Source organism: Micromonospora cabrerizensis (genome assembly GCF_022230955.1).
In the GTDB taxonomy this organism is placed as follows: domain Bacteria; phylum Actinomycetota; class Actinomycetes; order Mycobacteriales; family Micromonosporaceae; genus Micromonospora; species Micromonospora cabrerizensis.
Genome location: NZ_JAKKFI010000074.1, coordinates 33,906 through 56,475, shown reverse-complemented (window position 1 = coordinate 56,475; position 22,570 = coordinate 33,906). Strand labels below are relative to the sequence as shown.

Genomic DNA, 22,570 nt, shown 5'->3' with positions numbered 1-22,570 from the left:
CAGACCCAGACCGACCGCAAGGGTCACGGTGAGCGGGAGCTGGGTGTGCGCTACGAGGCGCAGCCGAACTTCTACTACTGCGGGCCCGCCGCGACCCGTAACGCCCTGAGCGTGCAGGGCAAGAACATCAACGTTGATGACATGGCCAAGGAGATGGGCACCACCGAGGCCGGCACCAACTCCATCAACGACATCACCCCGGTACTGAACAAGGAAACCGGTAAGGCCGACGCCTACCACAGCGTGGAGATCAGCAAGCCCGACGCCGACGCCCCGCAGACCGACAAGCTGCGCACCGACATCGTCCGCACCGTGGACAACGGCCGGGCCGTGGTCGCGAACATCGCCGGCACCAGCACCGACACCGACGGCGTCAGCCACTCGTATGAGGGTGGGCACTACATCAGCGTCGTGGGCTACCGCGACAACGGCCAGACGGTGAAGATCGCCGACTCCGCCGACCCGAACACCGCCTCCTACTGGATCACCGTCGAGCACCTCGCCGACTGGATCGCCACCCGCGGCTACGCCACCAGCTGACCCGCACCGGCACACCGAACAACAGCCGAAGGGCCGGACCCCACCACGGGGCCCGGCCCTTCGGCGTCTTTCATTTCCGCCAATTGCGCAACGTATTGACAAGTTTCGACATCGGAGCGAGGCTTGACTTGCTGAGAGCGCTCTCTCGTACTCTCTCGCACCCGGCCTCAACCGGCCACCACCAGTCTGGCCAGGGCAATCTCCGATGTCTTCGGCGGCGGCGCCGGAGCTGCCCTGACCCGTCCCCCCGACAGGAGTCACACGATGGACAGGGCCGCACCCCTCTCCGGCACCCACCGCTGGCTGCGCCTCGCAACGGCGATCGGCGCACTGCTGGTGCTACTGGGCACGTACGTCGTCTCCACCACCGAGCGGGCCGACGCCGCCCCGGTCGCCAACGCCATCCGGGTTGCCGAGTTCCCCGCCGACTGCACCTACAGCCACCGGTTGCCCGACGACCCGATCATCTTCCCCGGGCTGCCCGGGGCCTCGCACATGCACAGCTTCTTCGGCGCCACGGTGACGAACGCCAACACCACCCTCCCCGACCTGGTCAACTCCCCCAGCACCTGCAACCCGCGGGTGGACGTCTCGTCCTACTGGGTGCCGACCCTGTACCGCGACAACGTGCCGGTGGAGCCGGCGATCGCCACGTTCTACTACCTGGGCGAGGGCGTACGCTCCGACGTCGTCGCGAACACCCAACCGTTCCCGCTCGGGCTGCGACTCGTCGCCGGTAACGCGAAGGCCGCCGGACCGAACGACAGCATCGCCCGCTGGTCGTGCCTGCACGCCGGGCACGTGCCCCCGTCGAAGAACTTCGTCAACTGCCCGTCCGGCACGATGCTGGAGTCGTACCTGGACTTCCCGCAGTGCTGGAACGGCCGTGACCTTGACTCGCCGGACCACAAGAGCCACCTGGCGTACCCGGTGAACCAGGCCTGCCCGAGCACCCACCCGGTGCACGTGCCGAAGTTGCGGCAGGTGCTGCGATACCCGGTCACCGGCGACCCGTCGCGGTTCCGGCTCGCCTCCGGGCCGGGCTACACCATGCACGGTGACTTCTTCAACGCCTGGCCGGTCGCGGAGATGGCCCGTCGGGTCCAGGACTGCATTCGCCCCGTCATCAAGTGCGGTCACGACGGCCGACCGATCTGAGCCGACAGGCTCCCACCACGGAGGCGGGTCCGGTCCAACCGGGCCCGCCGTCCGGGGGCGAGAGGAGGCCGGATGCGTACCCCCGTGAGCGCGTCCATGTCCCTGTTCCTCGCAGCGCTGCTCGTCGCGGCCTGCGCCAGCGGATCACCGGCGCAGACCGCGCCCTCGGCCGCCACATCCACGACCACCGCAACCGCCGTGCCGTCCGGTGAGGTCTCGCCCAGCGGCACGGCCGGCCCGTTCAGTGCCACCGACATCGCATGGCTCCAGCTGACGGTGGCGATGAACGAACGCCTCCTACCGGTGCTGGACATGGTGCCGAGCCGGACCACCGACCCGGCGTGGCGAACCTTCGCAGCCCGGCTCGCCGCGGCGCACCGCGCCGACCTGGGCACCGCCCGACGGCTGCTCGCCGAGTCCGGCGCCCCGGCGACCAACCCGCACGAGGGCCACGACATGCCGGGCATGGTCACCGAGCAGGAGTTGACCGCGTTGCGGTCGGTCACCGGTGTCGCGTTCCAACGGTTGGTAGGCCAGCACGTACGAGCACACCTGCAACAGGCCGTCCGAATCGCCACCGCGGAGCAGCGGAGCGGGGTGTATGCGGCGACCACCGCGTTGGCCACGGAGGTGGTCCGGGTCGGCGGCACCGAGCTCGCCCGACTCGACCGGTTGGACCGGCCACCGAGAGCGTAGGCCCGCCTTACAGCACGACCACGCCGTACGCGGGCCGCAGCGCTCAGCCGCGACCGGTGACGATGTCGTCGAGCAGCGCGGCAAGTTCAGCCGGGCGGGACAGGAACGGAGAGTGGCTCGACTCGATCCCCCGGACGTCGGTGGCGCGGTCGGCCATCTGCTCCTGCTGCGGCACCGGAATGGCCTGGTCGTTGGTGCAGATGACGTACGTCGAGGGGATCGATCGCCAGGCCGGCTCGGTCACCTGGTCCACGCAGGCCCGCAGGCGCTGGTCGACCAGCTTGCTGATGGCCGCGTCGGCCTCGGCCGCCGACAGGTCGCCGTAGAACGCCTCCCGTGGGTCGCCGCTGATGGGGATCAACCCGTCGGTCTCCGCCGGGTCCGGTACGCCGTGGAAGCTGAACATCGACTCGCCGCGGTCCAGCTGGTACGCCGTCAGGTAGACGAGGTGCTCGACCTCGGAGAGACCGGTGGCGGCCTCGCTGACCGGGATGCCGCCGTACGAGTGGGCGACCACGACGACCGGGCCACCGATCGCCGCGATCTCCTTGCGCACGGCGTCGGCGTCGTCCGGCATGCCTCCCCGGGCGTCCGGCCCGGAGGTGGGCAGGTCGACGGCCCGGGTCTGGTAGCCGAGGACGTCCAGCTCTGCCCGGAGCCGGTCCCAGACGGCCGGTTGGTGCCAGGCGCCGTGGACGAGCAACAGCGTGGGGCGGATCGAGGTCATGGGCTGCACTTTCACTTGTCGGACGCTATGTCGGACACTATGTCCGACCCGCCAACGATAGCCGGCTGAACCACACCAACCATCCGGCCCGGACGAATTTCCGGACGCCCGTCGGTGACCAACGCAACCACCACCGCCACCACCCCCACCACCCCCAGGTCACCGTCGATCAAGAGGTTTCGGTCATCCGCCCCGGCGTGTCGTGACGCAAACCTCTTGATCACCGGCGAGGGGGGTGGGTCAGGGGTGGGGTGGGTCAGGGGTGGGGTGGGTTAGGGGTGGGGGTGAGGGGGAGTTCGCGGCCTTGCCAGCGGGAGCGGAGCCGCCGGTCGTGGCTTGCGACGACGACGGCGCCCGGTCCGGCGCCGAGGGCCTCTTCCAGCTCGTCGCAGAGTCGCGGCGAGAGATGGTTGGTCGGCTCGTCCAGCAGCAGCAGCTCCGGCGGGTCGGCGACGAGCACGGCGAGATCAAGCCGACGACGCTGCCCGACGGACAGCTCGGCCACCGGACGGTCGAGGTCCGTCGCGGCGAGCAGACCGAGTGACGACAGAGGCACGGCCTCGGCCCGTTCTACCCCGACGGCCCGGGCGAAGATGTCCCGGGGCGTCCGGTGCGGATCCTCGAAGACCGGGTCCTGGCCGAGCAGGCCGACGCGCAGACCCGGTCGTCGCCAGACAGCACCAGCATCAGCACCGGCTCCAGCTCCGGCACGGACACCAGCACCAGCTCCGGCTCCGGCTCCGGCTCCGGCTCCGGCACCAGCTCCGGCACCAGCTCCGGCACCAGCCAGGTGGCCGGCCAGGACGGCGAGCAGCGTGGACTTGCCCGCGCCGTTGGCACCACTGACCAGGAGCCGGTCACGGGCCGCGAGGTCCAGATGCGCCACCCGGAGCCGGCCGGGGACCTCCAGCCCGGTCACCGTGACGATGGGCTCGTCGCCGTCCCCGATGGCGACAACGGGCGCGTGGAAACGCAACGGCTCCGGTGGCGCGGGGACCTGGTCGCGTTCCAGCGTCTCCAGTCGACGGGCGGCGTCGCGCACCCGGCGGGAGATCTGGTTCTGCACGCGGCCGGCCGTGTGCCCGTACCCCATCTTTTCGCTGTCGCGAGGTGCGCGCCCGTGGGCGACCTGGTGCCCGGTGACGGCGGCGGCGTCGCGCAGGTCGGCGAGGAGCGCCTGCTCGTCGTCGTAGCGCCGACGCCACCGTTGCGCCTCGGCACGCTTGGCCGCCAGGTACGTGGTGTAGCCGCCGCCATGGCGGACCGGTCCGTCGACCGCCGGGTCCAGATCCACGATGTCGGTGCAGACCGCGTCCAGGAAGGCCCGGTCGTGACTGGCCACCACGACCACCCCGGGCATGGCCCGGAGCTGGTCCTCGCAGAACGCCGCCGCGACGTCGTCCAGGTGGTTGGTGGGCTCGTCGAGAAGCAGCGCGGCCGGGCGGCGGATCAGCATCGCCGCGAGGGCGAGGCGGCCGCGTTGCCCGCCGGAGAGCACGGCCAGCGTCCGGTCGTGGGGCATCCCGCCGAGGCCGAGGCCCGCGAGCACCGTCAGGGCCCGCCGGTCGGCGTCCCAGGCGTCGCGGTCCTGCGCCCGCTCCAGAACCTCGCCGTACGCGGTCAGCAACCGGCCGTGCTCCGCGCCGCCCTCCGGCGACTCGGCGAGGGCGTCGCCGATCCGGTTCAGCTCGGCGAGGTCCGCGCGGGCCTCGCGAAGCGCGTCGTCGAGGACCGTGGCGATGGTCATCGACGGGGTGAAGGGCAGTTCCTGGTGCAGGAAGCCGCAGTCCGCCGGGCGGGTGACGGTGCCGGAGTCGGGTTCGTCGACACCGGCCAGGACCCGCAACAGGGTGGTCTTGCCGGTGCCGTTCTCACCGATCAGGCCGATCCGGTGACCGGGCGCGGCGGTCAGGGAGACGCCGTCGAGCACCCGACGGGTGCCGTGGACCCGCACCAGGTCACGGGCGATGAGAGCAGGTCGAACAGACATGGGGACCTCGGAGGGGGGAGATCCGGGCGCACACGCGTGGCCCGGCGGGAGCAGGGCATGACGACGGGGGCCGCGGCGACGGTGGCGCGTTCACGCGCCCGTCGGCGGCCGGTCCGGGTTCTCACCCGGAGATGTCGTCGTCACCTGCCACGCCTGCTCCGATCCTCGGCAACTCGCCTCGGAGGTTAGCTCACCGTCGGCCCTCTGCGCCGGTCACCAGCAGCCGGGCGATCGTCGCCGGCTCCGCCAGGTGCGGGAAGTGGCCACCGGGCAGCACGGTCACCACGATCTCCGGCAGGGTGGCCGTCAGCCAGGTCAGATAACGGGGTGGCGGCTCGGACGAGGTCACCCAGCGGTAGGGGATCCGGCGCTCACCGATGGACCGCAGGTCACGGTGCCGCTCGGCGGCGATGTCCTCGTCGGAGCCGCGCAGGATCTCGCCCCAGTAGCCGAGCAGCAGGTCCGGCCGGGGGTCGGTCGCGGTGGTCACGATCTCGCGCGCCTCGGCCGGCAACGACTCGACGCCCATCCCGGCCAGCATGGCGTCCCACACCCGCCGCCAGTCCGGGCCGCGCAGTGTCGGCTCCGCCTGGCGTACGGCCGCACCGAACGGGCCGGGCAGCAGGATCTGGTCCAGGTTCACCACACCGCGCACCGGATAGCGGGCCGCGTACGTCGTGGCGACCACCGCGCCGACCGAGTGTCCCACCACGATCGGCTGGGCGAGACCGGCCTCGGTCACCTGGTCGTGCAGCACCTCGGCGACCTCCGCCATCCCGTAGGACTGCCGCCGTGGCGCGTCGCCGTGACCGGGCAGATCGAGGGTGAGGACCTGCCGGGCAGGGTCGATCGCCGCAAGCTCGCGCCGGAGCGGGTCCCACTGTCGCCGGTCGAAGGTGAGGCCGTGCAGCAGCACCAACGGTGGCCGGTCGTCGTCACTCATTGTCGCGCCCTTCCTGTTCTCTGGTCACCAGGGCGCTGGCCCGAAGCGAGTCGATGGTGAGGTCGAGGGCCGCCTCGAGGTGGTCGATCTTCCCGGTGGAGAGCAGCAGCAGGACGCCACCCTGGATGCCGGCCAGCAGCGCCGCGGAGGCGCGCTCGGGGTCCACGTCCGGGCCGATGTCCCCGGTCGACTGCATGTGCCGGATGCCCTCGGTGATCGCCGCCTGCCAGCGCCACATCAGCCCGGTCACGATGGCCTGCGCACCCGGTGCGCGTCGGCCGGTCTGACCGAGCAGCCCGTTGAGTGGGCACTTCACGCCCTGCGCGAGGTAGCGCTCGACGAGCCGGTCGCGCCACGCCAGCCAGGCTGGCCAGGACGTCAGGTTGCTGAGCATCGGCTCTTGGTCGGTGAGCACCTGATCGGCCTCGTGCTGGGCCACCGCGAGCAGCAGGTCTTCCTTGCCGCCGGGGAAGTAGTGGAAGAGTTGTCCCTTGCTGGTGCCGGTGTGGGCCATCACGTCTTCGAGGCGTACCTCGTCGACACCGCGTTCGCGGATCTCGGCGGCCGCGCCGGCGACGATCCGCGCCCGGGTGGCCTCGCCCTTTCGGGTCAACGCCCGTGTCATGCGACCTCCGTCACCGGTGAGCATCCGTACCTGCCGGTCCGACCCTAGCGCGGGCTTTGGACTTGCCGGTCCATTTTTCCCGAGCAAAGGTCTGCAACGGCCCACCTGGGGCCGACACGCGATCGAGAGGAATCGGCGATGAACCACTACTACCTGCTCGGGCGGTCCGGCCTACGGGTGAGCCGGCTGGCGCTGGGCACCATGAACTTCGGCGTCGACGGGTTCCACGCCGCCTACGGCAAGACCGAGGAGGAGGCGGAGCCCATTTTCCGTCAGTACCTGGAGGCAGGGGGCAACTTCATCGACACGGCGGACTTCTACACCGCCGGGGAGAGCGAGAAGATCCTCGGCCGCCTGATCGGCCGGGCCGGCGTCCGCGAACGGCTCGTGCTCACCAGCAAGGCCACCAACACCGTCGACCCGACCGACCCGAACGCCAGCGGCAACGGTCGCAAGCACATCACGCGGGCGGTGGAGGCGTCGCTGCGCCGGCTCGGCACCGACTACATCGACCTGTACCTGCTGCACACCTGGGACCGGATCACGCCGGTCGAGGAGGTCGTGCACACCTTCGACGACCTGGTGCGCTCCGGCAAGATCCGGTACGCCGGGCTCTCCGACGTACCGGCCTGGTACGCGGCCCGGGCGCAGAGCTACGCCGAGGCGCACGGGCTGGCTCCGATGATCAACGTGCAGCTGCCGTACTCCCTGGTCACCCGGCACATCGAGGCGGAGTTCGTGACGATGGCGCAGACCCTGGGAATGGGAATCACCGCCTGGAGCCCGATCGGTGGCGGCCTGCTCAGCGGCAAGTACCGCCGGACCAGCGAGGGCATGAGCGGGACCGGCCGGTTGACCAACCCGGACGCCGCGGGTCGGGAGATCAGCCCCGGCGACTGGCAGGTCATCGAGGCACTGGAGAGTGTGGCCGCCGATCTCGGGCGCAGCATGGCGCAGGTCGCGATCAACTGGGTGGCCACCCAGCCCGCCGTCGCCTCGGTGGTCGTCGGGGCCAGCAGCCCCGAGCAACTCGCCAGCAACCTTGGCGCGCTCGACTTCGAGATCCCGGCGGACGCCCGTCGGCGGCTCGACGAGGCGAGCGCCCCGAACCTCGGGCTGGTGTACGGCATGTTTACCCCGCAGTACCAGTCCTGGGTGGTGAGCCCCGGCCTCGGCATCGGCGACAAGCCAGCCGGTTACGCCCCGCCGGTGTTCAACGGCGCCACCCCGCCCACGCGGTAGCGCAACGGCAGGGGGCCTTCGCGACGGCGATGTCGCCGCGAGGGCCCCACGCCGGCCGACCCGCGCCAGCTCAAGCCCGCGTGATCGGGCTCGATCCTCTTTCCCCCTCGTAGAGCGCGACGTACAGCCGGCGCAACTCGGGCCCGTCAGCGCCGAGGTTGAGGGTGTTGTGGCCGACGCCCAACGCCTCCGGGAGAGTGCAGACCTGGAGCGGGATCGCGTTCGCGTCGGCGATCCGGCGCGGCACCCGCACCGCCGCAGCGAGGTCCACCACACCGTCGAGGGGGCTGATCGCGACCGCCGCGGTCCGCAGACCGGTCCGTCGTGGCGACTTCGGCAGAGTGCGCGCGATGCTCAGGTACTGGGTGACGGCGGCGAGGGAGTAGCCGCGCGACGTGACGCGGTCGGGCAGGACGCGGCGCCCGTACAACAGGATGAGCGGGCGGACCGCGAAGGCCGGCGCCTGCCGAGGGTCCGGGCCGAAGAACGGCGACAGCAACAACAGATGGCGTACGACGGTGCCTGGCACCTGGGCCAGCCAGGCGGCCAGCACGGCGCCGCCGGAGATCCCCACGACGCCCACCTCGTCTCCCAGGCCCTCGGCGACGGCCAACGCCTGCGCGGCGTACGTCGTCAGCGCACCGGCCTGGACCCGGTGGTGGGCCAGCCGGTCGACGGTGCCGTGCTGCGGGGCCCGCGGGACCCAGACGTTGTAGCCACGGTCGAAGAACTCCTCGGCCAGTCCGTCGTACTGGTCGGGGGCGAGGGTGTATCCGTGCAGCAGCAGCACGACCCTGCCGGTTTGAGAGCCGTGGCTCAGAAGACGGCTCCGCGACTCCGGCCGGACCTCCGGGTCCGCCGCCTCGGCGGCGATGACGGCCTCGGCGGCACGGACGGCGGCGTCGAAGTCGAGCGGTTGCGCCGGTGCGACCGGCGGCTCACGGCGCAGCGACCGCCCGAGGCAGAGCACGGCGACCGCCGCCACGACCAGCGTCAGTACGCCGACGATGAGCATGGCCAGATGCTGGCAGGGCTGGAGGTCGACGCCGGTGTCAGGGTGCGCCCCGGTGACAGGGCGCACCCCCCGATCCGCTACTCCTGCTGGTCCGCCGGCGCGAAGACGACCCTGGTGCGCAACTGCCGGAAGCCGGTCCGTTCCAGCTCGGCCAGCACCGCCACCCGGCGCGCGTCGACGTCGGCGATGACCTCCCGGGCGCCATCGGCGGCCAGCATCCGCACCGCCTCGGCCAACAGTTCGGGCCGGGCCGCCTCGTCGAGCAGGCCGAGGTAGACGAGAAGCGGATAGCAGGCGTCCCCGGCGGTGCCGACCAGGCCCACCGGCTCTCCGGCGTCCAGCGCGACGCGCCAACCCTGCACCCCGTTCCCCAACCAGGCCAGGGGGTCGGTGGCGAGGTCGACGCCGCTGACCACCCGTGCGATCTCGACGCCGGTCAGCACGTCCGGCTCGGCGATCCTGGAGACCAGGGTGTTGACCTCCGTCGCGTCGACGGGCGGGCGGAAGTCGTACCGCCCGGAGGACGCCGGCAGGGGTGTGCCCGTCCAGGAGCACCGGAGCCGCTCCCCCCGCTCGACCAGGCCGGCGAGCCGGGCCGCGGCCATCGGCGCCTCCACCACGGCCCGCACCTCGGGGCGGCGTCGCCAGTGCGCCGGCAGGGCGGCGTAGTACAGGCCGGGGCCGCCCAGTGCCTGGTGTGCGGCGTGCAGCAACTCGGCGCCGACCTCGGGCTCGGCGTCCAGATCGAACCGGTCCAGCCAGGGGGCGCCGACGGCGCCCGGTGGAAGGAGCCAGGCGGCCCGGCCGACCACCCGGTCGCCGCGCAGGGCGACCCAGGTGGTCTCGGGCCGGTAGCCGCCGCCGGCGACCCCGTCGGCGTAGCCGACCTGGCGCAGTTGGGGCAGGGGGTCAGGCATGGAGTCGAACAGGTTTTCCTCGCCCGCGACGAGCGGACGGATGACCAGATCAGTCATGGCTTGGGTCCTCCGGGAAGCGCGCGCCCCGGGTCAGATCCGCGCGGACGCCGGAGCGCGGTGGGGGCGCAGAACATCGGACATTGTTCTGACCTCCTCCCGGCTCGACGGCGTGCCGCAAGAACATACGCCGGTCGATCGCCGGCCCGCAACGGGTTTCACAGCGTCGGGTTGGTCTCCGACCCACGCTGGTGGGCTCGCTGGTCGAAGACGGCGATGCCGGCCAGGATCACCGCCGCGAGGGCCGCCACGGCGACCGGCGGGAGCAGCACCATCGTCGGGGCCACCACGACCAGCGCCACCGCGCCGAGATACAGCACCCGGCACCGCGGAGCGGTCCTGCTCGCCCGCTCCAGGGAGCTGCGCCCGATCAGGAACAGCACCGGACCGCCAAAGATGATGGCCACCAGCGCCCAGTCGATCGGCGGGTGCGGGTCCTCGATGACCTGCCCGAAGCCGACGGCGGTGCAGATGATGCCACCGACGATCAACAGCAGGCTGTAGCTCGCCCACCGCGACAGCCGGACCCCCTGACCGCTCGGGGTCGAGGCGTGGCCGGACCTGACGTGGTAGAAGTAGATCCGCCAGAACGAGACCACTGCCACGAACGAGGCGATGAGGGTGATGGTTCCCGTGGTGGAGAACCCCGGGAAGCTGACCGCGGCGCCGGCTTCGAGCACCACCTCGGCGAGAGCGATCATGAAGAACTGGTTGTACCGCTCGGCGAGATGCTCCTCCGATACGGTGACCCCCAGGCTGTTGAGCTGTCTCCCGCCCATGCGGGGAAGCGGGTAGGTGGTGGCGGCGCCGATCATTTCGATGGCGAGAGCGATGGTCCAGAAGATGCCTCGACCGAGGCCTCCACTGATGCCGCCACTGATCCAGAGCACGCCGGTGACCGCGTGCCAGGTCAGCACCCGGAGCGCGAACGCGTGCACCGGGTGGCCCCGCAGTGCGAACGCCAGGAAGAGCGGTCGTCCGACCTGGATGACGACGTAGGTGCAGGCGAAGACCACGCCGCGTTGGCCGAAGGCCTGCGGCAACGTGACAGCCAGCACCAGCGTGCCGAACATCGTGGCCAGCAGGACGGCCTGCAGATCGGAGCGCCGGGGGTCGTACGTGCTTGCCAGCAGGGCGTTGAGCGACCAGATCATCCACATCGCCGTGAAGAAGAGGACGGTCTGGCCCGCCTCGGACAGCAGCGTGTGCCGGACGATGGTCAGGTCGTCCGCGACCCGCCCGGCGAGGCGGGCCAGCGCGAAGACGTAGACGATGTCGAAGAGCAGTTCCAGGACGGTCGCCGAGTTCGGGCTTCTGCTGTCGCCGAGCCCACGGCGCCCGATGCGCGTCAACACGGACGGCGGGACAGCTCAGCCGGCCAGGGCCGCCGACACGGGCACGCCACGGTGGTGACCATGGTCGGCGACCTGTCCCGCTGCCATCGCCCCCGAGCCTCCCCGCCGACCGACCCCGCCCATCCGCTATCTGCGTACTTTATCCATCTTTGTCGCGTGCCCGGCGCTTATGCGGATACCGAACCGGCGGGTTCGGGCCTGTCCGCCGTGGCCCCGCCACTCGCACCGCGTCGCGCGGGTGGGCCGGAGGTTGCGACCCGGTCCGCCGCGCCCGCACCGGTGGTACGCCGGATCATGCGTGCGGTCACCCTGCGGTAGGAGCGCGGGTCGACGGGGAACAGCCACTGCCGGGCCCGGGTCAGCGGCCCGAGGTTGAGCCCGAGCTCGTCGAGCACCTCGTCGATGTTGTGCATCGAGAACGGGATGATGTTCGTGCCGCGGGCGTGCCGCCCGTTGGTGCGCGCCGCCATCCAGGCCAGGCGGGTTCGCACCTCGTCGCGCATCCGGCCCTCGGTCGGCAGGGTGATCCCGCCCCGCAGGTACGCGGCCGTCCAGACCGCCGCCATCTCCGCGCCGAGCGGGCTGAAGAACGACGAGTTGTAGCCGGCGAACGTCAACCGCGGTACGCCGACCGGCAGGATCTGGCGGTAGAGCATGAAGTTGCCCGCCTCGTCCTCCAGCCGGGCGTGCAGCGCGTCGTCGAAGAACGGCACGCGCTGACGGAACCCGGTGCCACAGATCACCAGATCGGCCGCGAGCACCGTGCCGTCGGCCAGGCGAGCGGCGGGCCGACCGCCGTCGACCAGCAGCTCTTTGATCACCTGGTCCCGGTGCACGCTGATGCGGCCGTCGGCGACGCGCTCGAAGAAGCCCTCCGTGGCGAGGCTGACCGTGCTGCGCGCGATGTCCTCGAAGCTGCCGTTCGGCACGAGACCCAGCTCGCGCAGCTTGAGCTGCCTGGTCGCGAGCGAGCCGACGCTGTCGACCATCTTTCGGCGCAGACCGTCTCCCGGTCCGTGCAGGAACCGCTCGAAGCCCTTCAGCTTGATGTAGCGGAACAGCGCCTCACCCATCCGGGTCAGCAGCAGGTACTTGTAGTTGAGCACCCCGCCGAGCTTCCGGGGCATCTTCCAGAGCAGGTCGCGAGCCACGACGTGGGTCTGGGCGGCGACGTCACTCAACGGGATCGCCACGTCGCAGGACGACTTGCCGTACCCGACGACGAGAACGTTCCCACCCCGCGCCGCCTCGATGTCGTGGAACTCCCCCGCCGCCAGCACGCGCCCCCCGGCGGCGGCGAAGTTGGCGTGACCGTCGAACGACGGGACGACCGCCTCGGAGAAGATGCCGTTGGCGACGACCAGGTGGTCGTACCGTTCCACCGTCAGCGGGGACTGGGCGCCCGCGGGCCGGGACGCGACCAGCCACGCGGTCTCGTCGTCGAGGAGTTCGGCGGAGGCGACCTCCGTGGACAGGCGCAGCACACTCGCGAGCCCGAACGTGTCGACGTAGCTCTCCAGGTACTGCTGCACCTGCTCCCCCGACGGCCACTGCGGATAGTGGGCGGGCATCGGCAGGTCGGACAGGTGATAGGTGCCCTTGTTGTTCTGGGTGTGCAGACCGGGATAACGCCGGGTGCGACTCCACACCCCACCCACGTCGGGCGCCTTCTCGAACACGGTGACGTCGAATCCGCTCTGCCGCAGCACCTTCGCTGCGCTCAGGCCGGCGAATCCAGCACCGACGACGGCAATCCTCATGGCATCCTCCAAAGTGCGTGAACCGCTGCTGAGAACCGCGGCGGCGGTGGTGGTCGCCAGCGGTGACCGCACGCTAATGAGCGCGCCGCGAAGGTCGCTATCCGCAGGACGCAGAGGCTGTCCGCCGTACGCGGCCGGTTCGTCCCGTGTCGGGTAGGCGGCTTTCGTGCGCCGTCGGCTCGGTCACGCCATATCGTCAGCGCACCAGGACGCCCGGGAGGTGTCGGATGGACGCGGTGACGGTCCGGACCAACGACGTCGATCAGGCCCGCGCCGAGGTGGGCAGGGTCTTCTGCCCGCACCAGCTCACCCCGCAGGCGGGGGTGCGCAGCGTCCAGTTGCGGATGGCGGCGCGCCGGGTGGGCGGGGTGGGTGTCATCGACCTCGACTACGGGCAGGAGGTGCAGATCGAGCCGCCCCCTCTGGAGACCTTCTACCTCGTCCAGATCCCCCGCGCCGGCAGCGCGATGGTCCGGCACTCCGGTCACACCGTGGCCTCGACGCCCGGCACCGCCTCTGTCCTGTCCCCGTACGAGCCCTCACACATGCGGTGGTCCGAGGGGACGCCACACCGGATCTTCTACGCCGACCGGCGCGCCGTGGACCGGGAACTCGCCCGCCTCCTGGGGCGAGCGGTGGACGTCCCGGTCCGCTTCGACCTCGCAATGGTCATGACCACGTCGACCGCGCAGGCGTGGGCACGCGGGGTGGCCTTTCTCGCCGACGAGCTGTCGCAGCCGACGGACGCGTCGCTGTTCGACCATCCGCAGGTCGCCGCCCGCTTCGAAGAGGGGCTCATCGGCAAGTTGCTGCTGACCCACCGGCACAGCCAGTCCGACCTGCTCGTCGAACCGGGCCACCACCCCAACCCCGGGCGGCTCGTCCGCCGGGCCTGCGCCCTGATCTCCGACCACCACAGCGAGGCACTGACCGTCGGTGATGTCGCGGAGGCGCTGCGGGTGAGCGTACGGACGCTGCAGGACTGCTTTCGCCGGGAGTTGCACACCACCCCGACGGCGTACCTGCGGGCCTACCGGCTCGACGCGGCCCACCGGACGCTCCGCTCGGCCGAGCCGGGCGTGTCCGTGACGACGGTTGCCCTCCAGCACGGCTTCGTGCACCTCGGCCGGTTCGCGACCGAGTACCGGGCCCGGTTCGGCGAGTCGCCGTCGGCGACGCTCCGCCGCTGACGATCGCCGGGGCCGACCGACGCGCCGCCGTACCGTTCCGGCGGCCGGCGGGAACGGTACGACGGCCGGCGGGAACGGTACGACGGCGCGGGCTTCAGGCCAGTCGACCGACCCCGGCACCCGCGGTGACCAGCGCCGGAACAGTCGCCGCCGGGTCGAGCTGGTACGGGTAGAAGGTCCGCGGCTCGACCACCGTGCCGGCGGTCTCCGGCTGGCCGGAGTTGACGAACACGTTGCCCCGCTGCACGGCGCGACCCGGCCCGCTGTCGGCGTACCCGCTCGCGGAGTGCAGCGGGTACGGGACGTCCCGGAAGTAGTTGCCCTCGACCAGGACGCCGGCGTTCTCCGTCGACGCGACACCGTAGAGGGAGTTGCCGAGGAAGTAGTTGTTGTAGACGTGCACCGGATCGCCGAACCGGACCCGGGGATGGCGTTGACGGCTGTGGTCGAAGAAGTTGTGGTGGATGCTCACCTTGAGGTGCCCGATGTCGGTGGACGCCGCGCCGTCGGAGTGCCCGATCAGCATGCTCTTGTCGGCGTGGTCGAAGTGGTTCCAGGACACCGTCACGTAGTCGGCACCCCGCACGATGTCGACCGAGCCGTCGACCGCGCCGGCGAAGCGGTTGTGGTCGATCCAGATGTGGTGGGAGTTCTGCCCGACGTTGATCGCGTCGTCCTCGGCCTCGGTGAAGTTGATGTTGCGGACGATCACGTTGTACGACCGGTAGAAGTCCAGCCCACCCCCGGTGATCTCGGCGTTCCCGACACCGATGATCGTCTTGTTCGGCCGTACCCCCTGCTTGCTGCTGATCCGGATCACGCCACTGACCTGGATGACCATCGGTCCGACGGTGTCGATGTGGTCGAGGAAGTCCGCGGCGTTGGTCGCGGTGACCACCGGGCCGCCGGCCCCTCCGGTCGTGCCGTTCTGACCGAGCGCGGCGACGCTGGCGAACCCGTCCGGCTGGCTGGCCGGCGCCGCGCTCGGCGAGGCGGCGGTGAGCGTCGAGGGCAGCTTGCCCACCCCGGCGCCGGCCGGGACCGTGGTCGGGACGTCGGCGGCGGGTGTGAGCTGGTACGGGTAGTAACCGCGCGGATCGGGCACGGTGCCACGGGTCTCGATCGGGTGGTTGCAGGCGACGAGGATGTTTCCCCGTGCCACGATCCGGCCCAGATCACCGCTGAATTCCACCCGACCGGGGTTGTTGACGGAGTAGAAGTAGTTGTTCTCCATGAGCACTGCGGCGTCGTAGGTGGACGCGACTCCGTAGCTCTTGTCGTAGTAGTAGTTGTTGTAGACGTGCGCCAGCGCGGAGAACCGCACGCGGGGGTTGCGCTGGTCGGAACGGTCGAAGAAATTGTGGTGGTAGGTGACCCGCAGTCGGCCGATGTCCTGCGGGCCGGCATCCTCGTCATGGCCCAGCAACAACGTCTTGTCGTGGTCGTGGAAGTGGTTCCAGGAAACGGTGACGAAGTCCGATCCCCGTTTGATGTCGACCGCGCCGTCGTCGCCGTTGGAGAACTCGTTGTGGTCGATCCAGATGTGGTGGGAGAACATCTGCACGTTGATCAGGTCGTCGCTCGCGCCGGTCAGGTGCAGGTTGCGGATGATGATGTTGTGCACCGCGTTCGACGGCGGTGCGGTGACGTCGTCGTCGACCGGGACACCGATGTTCAGTCCACCGCCGGAGAGCGTGGCGGTGGCACCCAGGCCGATGATGGTCTTGTCCGAGGTGACGTTGTGCATTCCGTCGCTGCTGCCGGCGGGCAGGTTGATGGTCCCGGAGACCTGGATGACGTACGGCCCCGGCCGGGCGATGTAGTCCAGGAACTGGGCGGTGGTGGTGACGGTGACCGTCGGTCCGCCGGCACCACCGGTGGTGCCGGCCTGGCCGAGCGCGGCGACACTGGCGAAGCCGTCAGCGGGACCGGCCACAGCGCTGGCGGCGGGGTTCGTCGTGGCGGTGGGGGTGGCGTGGGCCAGCCCGGGTGGGGTGAGCAGGACGGCGGCGAGCCCGACGGCGGCGAGGGACCATCGGCGCGACGGGGTACGGCGAGCGGGGATGGAGAACATCTGGCTGCCTTTCGCGGTGCGAATCGCGGACCGGGGCGGGTCCGACGGGCCGCGGCGGCGAGCCCGAGCCGGTCCGCGACGCCTGGACGTCGGCGTCACGGGGCAGGGGCGAGCGCCGGATCGGCCGGCGATCCGTGGCGGTGGGGTGCGAGGGCGGAAAGCGCTTTCCGGGACCCATGCTAGGCACGGTGATTTATTCATGTCAATCAACGGATCTTCGTTTCCTGCAAACGGTTGTTGCATTGATCATGGTCTAAGTATCTGATCTAGCCAACGGCAGGGCGCAGCAAGACCTCTCCCACCGTCACCAACGCGGATAAATGCCGCAGGTTCGTGTCAGGGCATTGACGTCGATCCAGCTTGTGTGGTTCCTTCGCTGCAAACCTTTGCAGGCACGGGAGGTGATTGCCGGTGCCAGCGAGCGCCCTCGACCGAGGCCTCCTCAACCCGCGCCGGCACCCCCGGCCGCACCGCCCGACGGGTCGTTCGGCCGACTGACGACTAGCTCCGACGGAAGCCGCCTGCCGGGCCCGCGCCACGAACCACCGGTCGACCACAGAAAACCGCGACAACTGAACAGCAGCCGCCGCGAAAGATGCGTTGAGAGGCTGCAAAGAAAGAGCACGACCGTTCGGTGAGAATCGCGCGAATATTGGCAGCTCGGCCGTCAGCGGCCGGGCAATACGCATTGCCCAAATAGTCTGCAACATACCTGCACACTCAATTCATTGACTCTCGCCAGTACGTCTCCCTACCGTTCGTGTATGGCTCATTTCATATCCGTTACGCCGACGGACATCTGAGCCCGCCACCACCACCAGGGAGGCCCATGATGAAATCTTCGAACCCTCGGGGTCGGCCGGGGCCACGGTTGATCGCCGCGACACTGGCCGCCGGCGCGCTCGCCGCCGCGGCGGTGCTCGTCGCCACCCCACCCGCCTTCGCCGACACGCTGTTCGGTGACGACTTCTCCGACGGCAACTCGACCGGCTGGTCGCGGTCCGGGGGTAGCTGGTCGGTGGTGACCGACGGCTCACCGGCCTTTCGGCAGTCCGGCACCAGCAGCGACGCCCGGGCGTTGACCCCCGCCCCGGGCTGGGCGGACTACGGCGTCCAGGCGCGGATCAGACCCACCGGGTTCGGCGGCGCGAACCGGCACGCCGGGGTGATCGCCCGAGCGCAGAACAGCAGCAGCTACTACGCGCTGGCGGTCACCGCCAGCGGCGGCGTGCAACTGCTCAAGCGGGCCGGCGGGGACCCGGTGGCGCTCGACTCGGCCGCCGGCGGCGTGACCACCGGCAGCTGGGCCACGCTGCGCCTGGAGGCCGTGGGCAGCACACTGCGGGGCTACGTCAACGGCGCGCTGGTGGTCGAGGCGACCGACAGCGCCTTCGCCGCCGGCCGGGCCGGGCTCGCCACGTCGTACGCCAGCGCCTCCTTCGACGACGTCCGGGTGGACACCGAGACCGGGGCGCCCGGAGAACCTCCGGGCGGGCCGACCCTGCCACCCACCGAGCCGCCACTGGACCCGGGCGCACCGCCGATCGGCTTCGCGTCGGTGAACGCGCTCGGTCAGAACGGCACCACCGGCGGCGCGGGCGGTCCGACCGTCACCGTCGACACCGCCGCCGAGTTCCTCGCCGCGATCGGCACCGCCGGCGCGTTGAACATCCGGGTCAGCGGCATGATCGCGCTACCCGGTCCGATGCACGACGTGACCTCGGACAAGACGATCGTCGGCGTGGGCGCCAGCTCGGGCATCACCGGCGGCGGGCTGAACATCGGCCTACCGGTGAGCACCGCGACCAGCCCGCCGGCCAACGCCGTGCACAACGTGATCGTCCGCAACCTGAACTTCCGCAACACGGTGGACGACGCGATCAACGTGCAGATGTTCTCGCACCACATCTGGATCGACCACAACGACCTGGCGTACGGCTACGACGGTCTGATCGACATCAAGCGGGGCGCCAGCTACGTCACGGTCTCCTGGAACCACACCCACCACCACACCAAGAACATGCTGCTCGGACACGACGACAGCAACGCCGCCCAGGACACCAGCTATCTGAAGGTCACCTACCACCACAACTGGTTCGACCGGACACCGCAGCGCAACCCACGGGTCCGTTTCGGCGAGCCGGTGCACGTGTTCAACAACTACTTCGTCTACAACACCGACGTCGGCGTCGCCTGCCAGCTCAACTCGGGCTGCGTGGTCGAGGGCAACTACTTCGAGGACGTCGAGGTGCCGTGGTCGATCAGCTACGCCGGGTCCAAGGGTCGCCTGATCGCCCGGAACAACGTGCTCGCCGGCACCAGCGAGCCGGGTGACGCGGGCGGCTCGGTGCAGGAGCCGAGCACCTACTACCCCTACACCGTCACCGATCCGAGCACGATCAAGTCGGTCGTCTCGGCCGGCTCCGGCACCGGAAAGCTCGGCTACTAGCAGCGGCGGCGGGGGCGGGTGACAGCACCGGCCCCCGCCCGCAAGGGATCACTTCGCTTCCATTAATCGATGTTCATCGATTGATGCGCACCATCACCACCACCAAGGAGGTTCCGTGCACACCACCGACACCTGGCGAAGGCATCGCCGAGGTCTCCTGATCACGATCGGGGCAGCGCTCACCGCGATTGCCCTCGCCCTCGGAATGGGCGCCACCGGCGCCTACGCCGACACCCTCTTCAGCGACGACTTCGAGGACGGCAACGCCACCGGATGGACCGCGTCCGGGGGCAGCTGGGCGGTCGCCACCGACGGCTCCCGCGTCTACCGGCAGTCCGGCACCAGCAGCGACGCCCGGTCGTTGGCCGGCACGGCGAGCTGGACCGACTACTCGGTCCAGGCCACCGTGAAACCGACCGCGTTCAACGGCTCCAACCGCTTCGTCGCACTGCTGGCCAGGGCGCAGAGCAGCACCAGCTACTACTACCTGGCGCTGCGCAGCAACAACACCGTCGAGCTCAAGCGACTCAGCGGCGGCTCCAGCACCACGCTGGACAGCGCCAACACCACCGTGACGGTCGGCACCGCGTACACGCTGCGGATCGACGTCGCGGGCAACTCCCTGAAGGGGTACGTCAACGGCACGCTGCTGACCGAGGCGACCGACAGCCAGTTCGCCAGCGGCCGGATCGGCGTCGCCACCTTCAACGCCAGCGCGAACTTCGACAACGTGCAGGTCACCAGCGCCACCCCCGGGCCGGACCCGACCGACCCGACGGACCCGCCCGGCAACCCGGGCCCGAACGTGGCCGACGGCTGGGCCTCGGTCGACGCCTGGGGTCAGAACGGCACCACCGGTGGGGCCGGCGGCCCGACCGTCACGGTGACCACCGCGGCGCAGTTCATCGCCGAGGCGGCCTCGGCCGGGCCGAAGATCATCCAGGTCAGTGGTCTGATCTCGCTGCCCGGCCCGATGCACGAGGTCACCTCGGACAAGACGATCGTCGGGCTCGGCGCCAACTCGGGCTTCACCGGTGGCGGCCTCAACATCGGCCTCCCGATCGACAACGCGGTCACCAGCCCGCCGGCGAACGCCGTCCACAACGTCATCGTGCGCAACCTGAACTTCCGCAACTGGTCCGACGACGCGATGAACGTGCAGATGTTCTCCCACCACATCTGGATCGACCACAACACCTGGACCACCGGCTCGGACGGCGGCCTCGACATCAAGCGCGGGTCGTCGTACGTGACGGTGTCCTACAACCACGCCGACGGCACCGACAAGAACATGCTGCTCGGGCACGACGACGGCAACGCCGCCCAGGACACCGGGCGGCTGAAGGTCTCCTACCACCACAACTTCTTCGACGAGACCCGCCAGCGCAACCCCCGCGTCCGCTTCGGCGACCAGGTGCACGTCTACAGCAACTACTACCTCAACACCGGTGACTACGGCGTCGCCGCGACGGAGAACTCCGGCGTGATCGTGGAGGGCAACTACTTCGAGAACGTCGACGACCCGTACCACCTGGCCGAGGCGTCCTCCGGCCCCGGCCGCCTGGTCGCCCGCAACAACTGCCTCGTCAACACGCCCGCGGGTGAGACCGGCGGCAGCGTGACGAACCCGCCGTACGCGTACACCATCACCACCGCCTGCGACATCAAGGCCCTCGTGACCGCGCAGGCCGGGGTGGGCAAGGTCGGCCTGCCCGGCGGGCCGACCGACCCGACCGATCCGCCGACCGACCCGACCGATCCCCCGACGAACCCGCCGCAGACCGGCCTGGTCGGCTGGGCCACCCAGAACGGCGGCACCACCGGCGGCGCGGGTGGCCAGACGGTCACCGTCTCCGACGGCGCGGCGCTCGCCGACGCCCTGGAGTCGGCGGCACCGCTGATCATCCGGGTGCAGGGCTCACTCACCATGCCGGACAAGATGAACGACGTCCGCTCCAACAAGACCGTGCTGGGCGTCGGCAACGCCACGCTGGACAACGGCCTGAACGTCAGCAGCGCCACCAACGTCATCATCCGCAACCTCACCTTCCGGGGCTGGGACGACGACGCGGTCAACGTGCAGAACTCGCGCAACGTCTGGATCGACCACAACACCTTCGACGGCGGTTACGACGGCGCGTTGGACGTCAAGCGCGAGTCGGACTTCGTGACCGTCTCGTGGAACCGGGTCACCAACCACACCAAGAGCATGTTGCTGGGCCACGACGACGGTTTCACCGCCGACATCGGGCACCTGCGGGTGACCTACCACCACAACTGGTTCGACGGCAGCAAGGAGCGGCACCCCCGGGTCCGGTTCGGTGACCCGGTGCACGTGTTCAACAACTACTACTTCGGGGCGGACTACGGCGTGGCGTCCACCATGGGCGCGGGCGTGCTCGTCGAGGGCAACTACTTCGAGAACGTGACCCGGCCGACCGCGGTCGGCTACGCCGAATCGGACCCGGGCGACCTCGTCCAGCGCGACAACGTCTTCGTCAACTCCGGCGCGCCGGAGAGCGCCGGGGACGTCGCCGCCATCCCGTACTCCTACCAGCTCGACGCCGCCAGCGGCGTGAAGGCGAGCGTCACCGCGGGTGCCGGCGCCGGACGCATCACGGTCTGATCCGTCGGTGGGGCGGCGGTCACCTGACCGTCGCCCCACTCCCGTGGGCGTGGCCGGCCGGTCAGATCGCCCGGGCCACGCAGATCCTCGCGTCCAGGCGGGGGCCCGCCTCGTAGATCATGTAGCCCACCCCGCCGTCGGTGCCGAAGCTCGGAGACGCGACCCGACCGTTGTCGGAGGCGATCGGGCTGTGGAACACCCCGAGGTGCACCTCCCGGTCGAAGGCGTTGCCGACCTCGGTGAGGTGCATCCGCCCGTCGCCGCCGTGGTAGACGACGTACGCGGTGCCGTTGCGGGTGAGCAGGTGCGGTGCGGAGATGTCGCTGAGGCCGTCACCGGCTGGCGAGACCAGCGGATCCGGTGCGAACTGCCACTGGTCCCAGCCGTTCGGCGACCAGCCCCAGAAGATCTTGCGGGTGCCCGGCCGGACGGTGTGCGCACCCATGTAGAGCATCACGTACTTGTTGCCGAGCCCGGTGACCCGATGCTCGAATACCCGGGCGTACGAGGTCTCGGTGGTGTTCGGCACGAGTCTGGTGCTCAGGATCGGCGTCTCGTCGCCGAAGGTGATGCCGTCGCGGGACCGGGCCACCCGGGTGGTGGTGTTCTCGCCGTGGAAGTAGAGGAAGAACTCCCTGCTGGAGGCGTTCCAGACGACGTGCGGCGACGAGACGTGGCTGACCGTCGTGGTGGGTAGCACCCGGTCCACGATGGGGTTGCCGGGATGCTCGGTGTAGGGGCCCTCCAGCCGGTCGGCGTAGGCGAGGCAGATTCCGCCGGGCGCGTCGTGCGGGGCGTAGTAGAGGTAGTAACGCCCCTTGGCACCGGTGATCTTGTCGTAGACCCCCCGTACGCAGGGAAAGATCGTCTCGCCGGTGGGGTTGTAGGCCAGTGGGCGGTCGAACGCGTCGCGGACGTACCGGTAGCTGGGGAAGCCGGCCGGTCCGGCCAACGCCGGCGCGCCCGGAAGCAGGGCGCCGACGCCGCCGGTGGCGGAGGCGGCGCCGAGCAGCGCCGCGCCGCGCAACAGGCCCCGCCGGCTCAGCTCCGGGGGCCGGGCCGAGGACGCATTCGGGTACGGATGTGCCATCTGGTGTCTCCGATCGTGAGAGGACGCTCGTCGATCGTGTTGCGGGGGTGGCGACCTGCGGCGGCAGCCCGGAGGGCGCGGACGAGGGCGCGGCCAGTGTCACTGTCAGTGATCTG

At 70.3% G+C, this 22,570-nt stretch carries 17 protein-coding genes; 7 read left to right on the top strand and 10 right to left on the bottom strand.

Translation table 11 applies throughout. From position 1 onward, the window contains the following. From LADH09A_RS18765 to LADH09A_RS18755, 3 genes are all read left to right on the top strand, one after another. Positions 1–540: C39 family peptidase (locus tag LADH09A_RS18765; RefSeq protein WP_238646767.1), on the top strand; the 540-nt coding region annotated here is incomplete at its 5' end. A gap of 264 nt (positions 541–804) precedes the next feature. Further along, entirely contained in the window at positions 805–1,698 is an 894-nt protein-coding gene (locus tag LADH09A_RS18760; protein ID WP_238646766.1) for a DUF1996 domain-containing protein, read from the top strand. 72 nt (positions 1,699–1,770) lie between these two features. Continuing rightward, entirely contained in the window at positions 1,771–2,394 is a 624-nt protein-coding gene (locus LADH09A_RS18755; RefSeq protein ID WP_238646765.1) for a DUF305 domain-containing protein, read from the top strand. Between the two features lie 43 nt (positions 2,395–2,437). Here the strand turns inward: LADH09A_RS18755 and LADH09A_RS18750 are convergent, their stop codons facing one another. The 4 genes from LADH09A_RS18750 to LADH09A_RS18735 all read right to left on the bottom strand — a co-directional run bounded on the left by LADH09A_RS18750 (position 2,438) and on the right by LADH09A_RS18735 (position 6,679). Next, the gene (locus LADH09A_RS18750; RefSeq protein ID WP_238646764.1) at positions 2,438–3,121 is read right to left on the bottom strand and encodes an alpha/beta fold hydrolase; all 684 of its coding nucleotides are present in this window, start codon (positions 3,119–3,121) and stop codon (positions 2,438–2,440) included. Positions 3,122–3,377: 256 nt separating this feature from the next. Further along, entirely contained in the window at positions 3,378–5,111 is a 1,734-nt protein-coding gene (locus tag LADH09A_RS18745; protein ID WP_238646763.1) for an ABC-F family ATP-binding cassette domain-containing protein, read from the bottom strand. Between the two features lie 190 nt (positions 5,112–5,301). Next, a complete protein-coding gene (locus LADH09A_RS18740) occupies positions 5,302–6,054 on the bottom strand; it encodes an alpha/beta fold hydrolase (protein ID WP_238646762.1) in 753 nt (250 codons plus the stop codon). Continuing rightward, positions 6,047–6,679, bottom strand: a complete 633-nt coding sequence (locus LADH09A_RS18735) for a TetR/AcrR family transcriptional regulator (RefSeq protein WP_238646761.1) — start codon at positions 6,677–6,679, stop codon at positions 6,047–6,049. The genes LADH09A_RS18740 and LADH09A_RS18735 overlap by 8 nt, the downstream gene beginning before the upstream one ends. Before the next feature lie 138 nt (positions 6,680–6,817). Here LADH09A_RS18735 and LADH09A_RS18730 point away from each other — a divergent pair, with 138 nt between their 5' ends. Continuing rightward, positions 6,818–7,921 carry an aldo/keto reductase gene (locus tag LADH09A_RS18730; RefSeq protein WP_238646760.1) on the top strand — a complete coding sequence of 368 codons (1,104 nt, stop codon included), beginning with the start codon at positions 6,818–6,820 and terminating at the stop codon, positions 7,919–7,921. Between the two features lie 70 nt (positions 7,922–7,991). Here LADH09A_RS18730 and LADH09A_RS18725 read toward each other — a convergent pair whose 3' ends face one another. From LADH09A_RS18725 to LADH09A_RS18710, 4 genes are all read right to left on the bottom strand, one after another. Continuing rightward, on the bottom strand, positions 7,992–9,002 hold the full coding sequence (locus LADH09A_RS18725) for an alpha/beta hydrolase (protein WP_238646759.1): 1,011 nt from the start codon (positions 9,000–9,002) through the stop codon (positions 7,992–7,994). An 11-nt stretch (positions 9,003–9,013) separates the two neighbouring features. Next, the gene (locus tag LADH09A_RS18720) at positions 9,014–9,910 is read right to left on the bottom strand and encodes an acetyltransferase (RefSeq protein WP_238646758.1); all 897 of its coding nucleotides are present in this window, start codon (positions 9,908–9,910) and stop codon (positions 9,014–9,016) included. 158 nt (positions 9,911–10,068) lie between these two features. Further along, on the bottom strand, positions 10,069–11,265 hold the full coding sequence (locus tag LADH09A_RS18715; protein WP_238646757.1) for a low temperature requirement protein A: 1,197 nt from the start codon (positions 11,263–11,265) through the stop codon (positions 10,069–10,071). Between the two features lie 167 nt (positions 11,266–11,432). Next, positions 11,433–13,025 (bottom strand): flavin-containing monooxygenase, encoded by a 1,593-nt coding sequence (locus LADH09A_RS18710; protein ID WP_238646756.1) that lies wholly within the window; start codon positions 13,023–13,025, stop codon positions 11,433–11,435. A gap of 227 nt (positions 13,026–13,252) precedes the next feature. Here LADH09A_RS18710 and LADH09A_RS18705 point away from each other — a divergent pair, with 227 nt between their 5' ends. Then, a complete protein-coding gene (locus tag LADH09A_RS18705; protein ID WP_238646755.1) occupies positions 13,253–14,215 on the top strand; it encodes an AraC family transcriptional regulator in 963 nt (320 codons plus the stop codon). A gap of 94 nt (positions 14,216–14,309) precedes the next feature. Here the strand turns inward: LADH09A_RS18705 and LADH09A_RS18700 are convergent, their stop codons facing one another. Then, on the bottom strand, positions 14,310–16,289 hold the full coding sequence (locus LADH09A_RS18700) for a pectate lyase family protein (protein WP_238646754.1): 1,980 nt from the start codon (positions 16,287–16,289) through the stop codon (positions 14,310–14,312). Between the two features lie 829 nt (positions 16,290–17,118). Here LADH09A_RS18700 and LADH09A_RS18695 point away from each other — a divergent pair. Both LADH09A_RS18695 and LADH09A_RS18690 read left to right on the top strand, forming a co-directional pair. After that, positions 17,119–18,738 (top strand): pectate lyase family protein, encoded by a 1,620-nt coding sequence (locus tag LADH09A_RS18695; protein ID WP_238646753.1) that lies wholly within the window; start codon positions 17,119–17,121, stop codon positions 18,736–18,738. Between the two features lie 115 nt (positions 18,739–18,853). Further along, positions 18,854–21,364: a pectate lyase family protein gene (locus tag LADH09A_RS18690; protein WP_238646752.1), complete on the top strand. Its 2,511-nt coding sequence runs from the start codon at positions 18,854–18,856 to the stop codon at positions 21,362–21,364. A gap of 61 nt (positions 21,365–21,425) precedes the next feature. On the opposite strand, the gene LADH09A_RS18685 is transcribed toward LADH09A_RS18690, so the two are convergent. Continuing rightward, on the bottom strand, positions 21,426–22,454 hold the full coding sequence (locus tag LADH09A_RS18685; protein WP_238646751.1) for a glycoside hydrolase family protein: 1,029 nt from the start codon (positions 22,452–22,454) through the stop codon (positions 21,426–21,428). Positions 22,455–22,570: the final 116 nt, after the last annotated feature.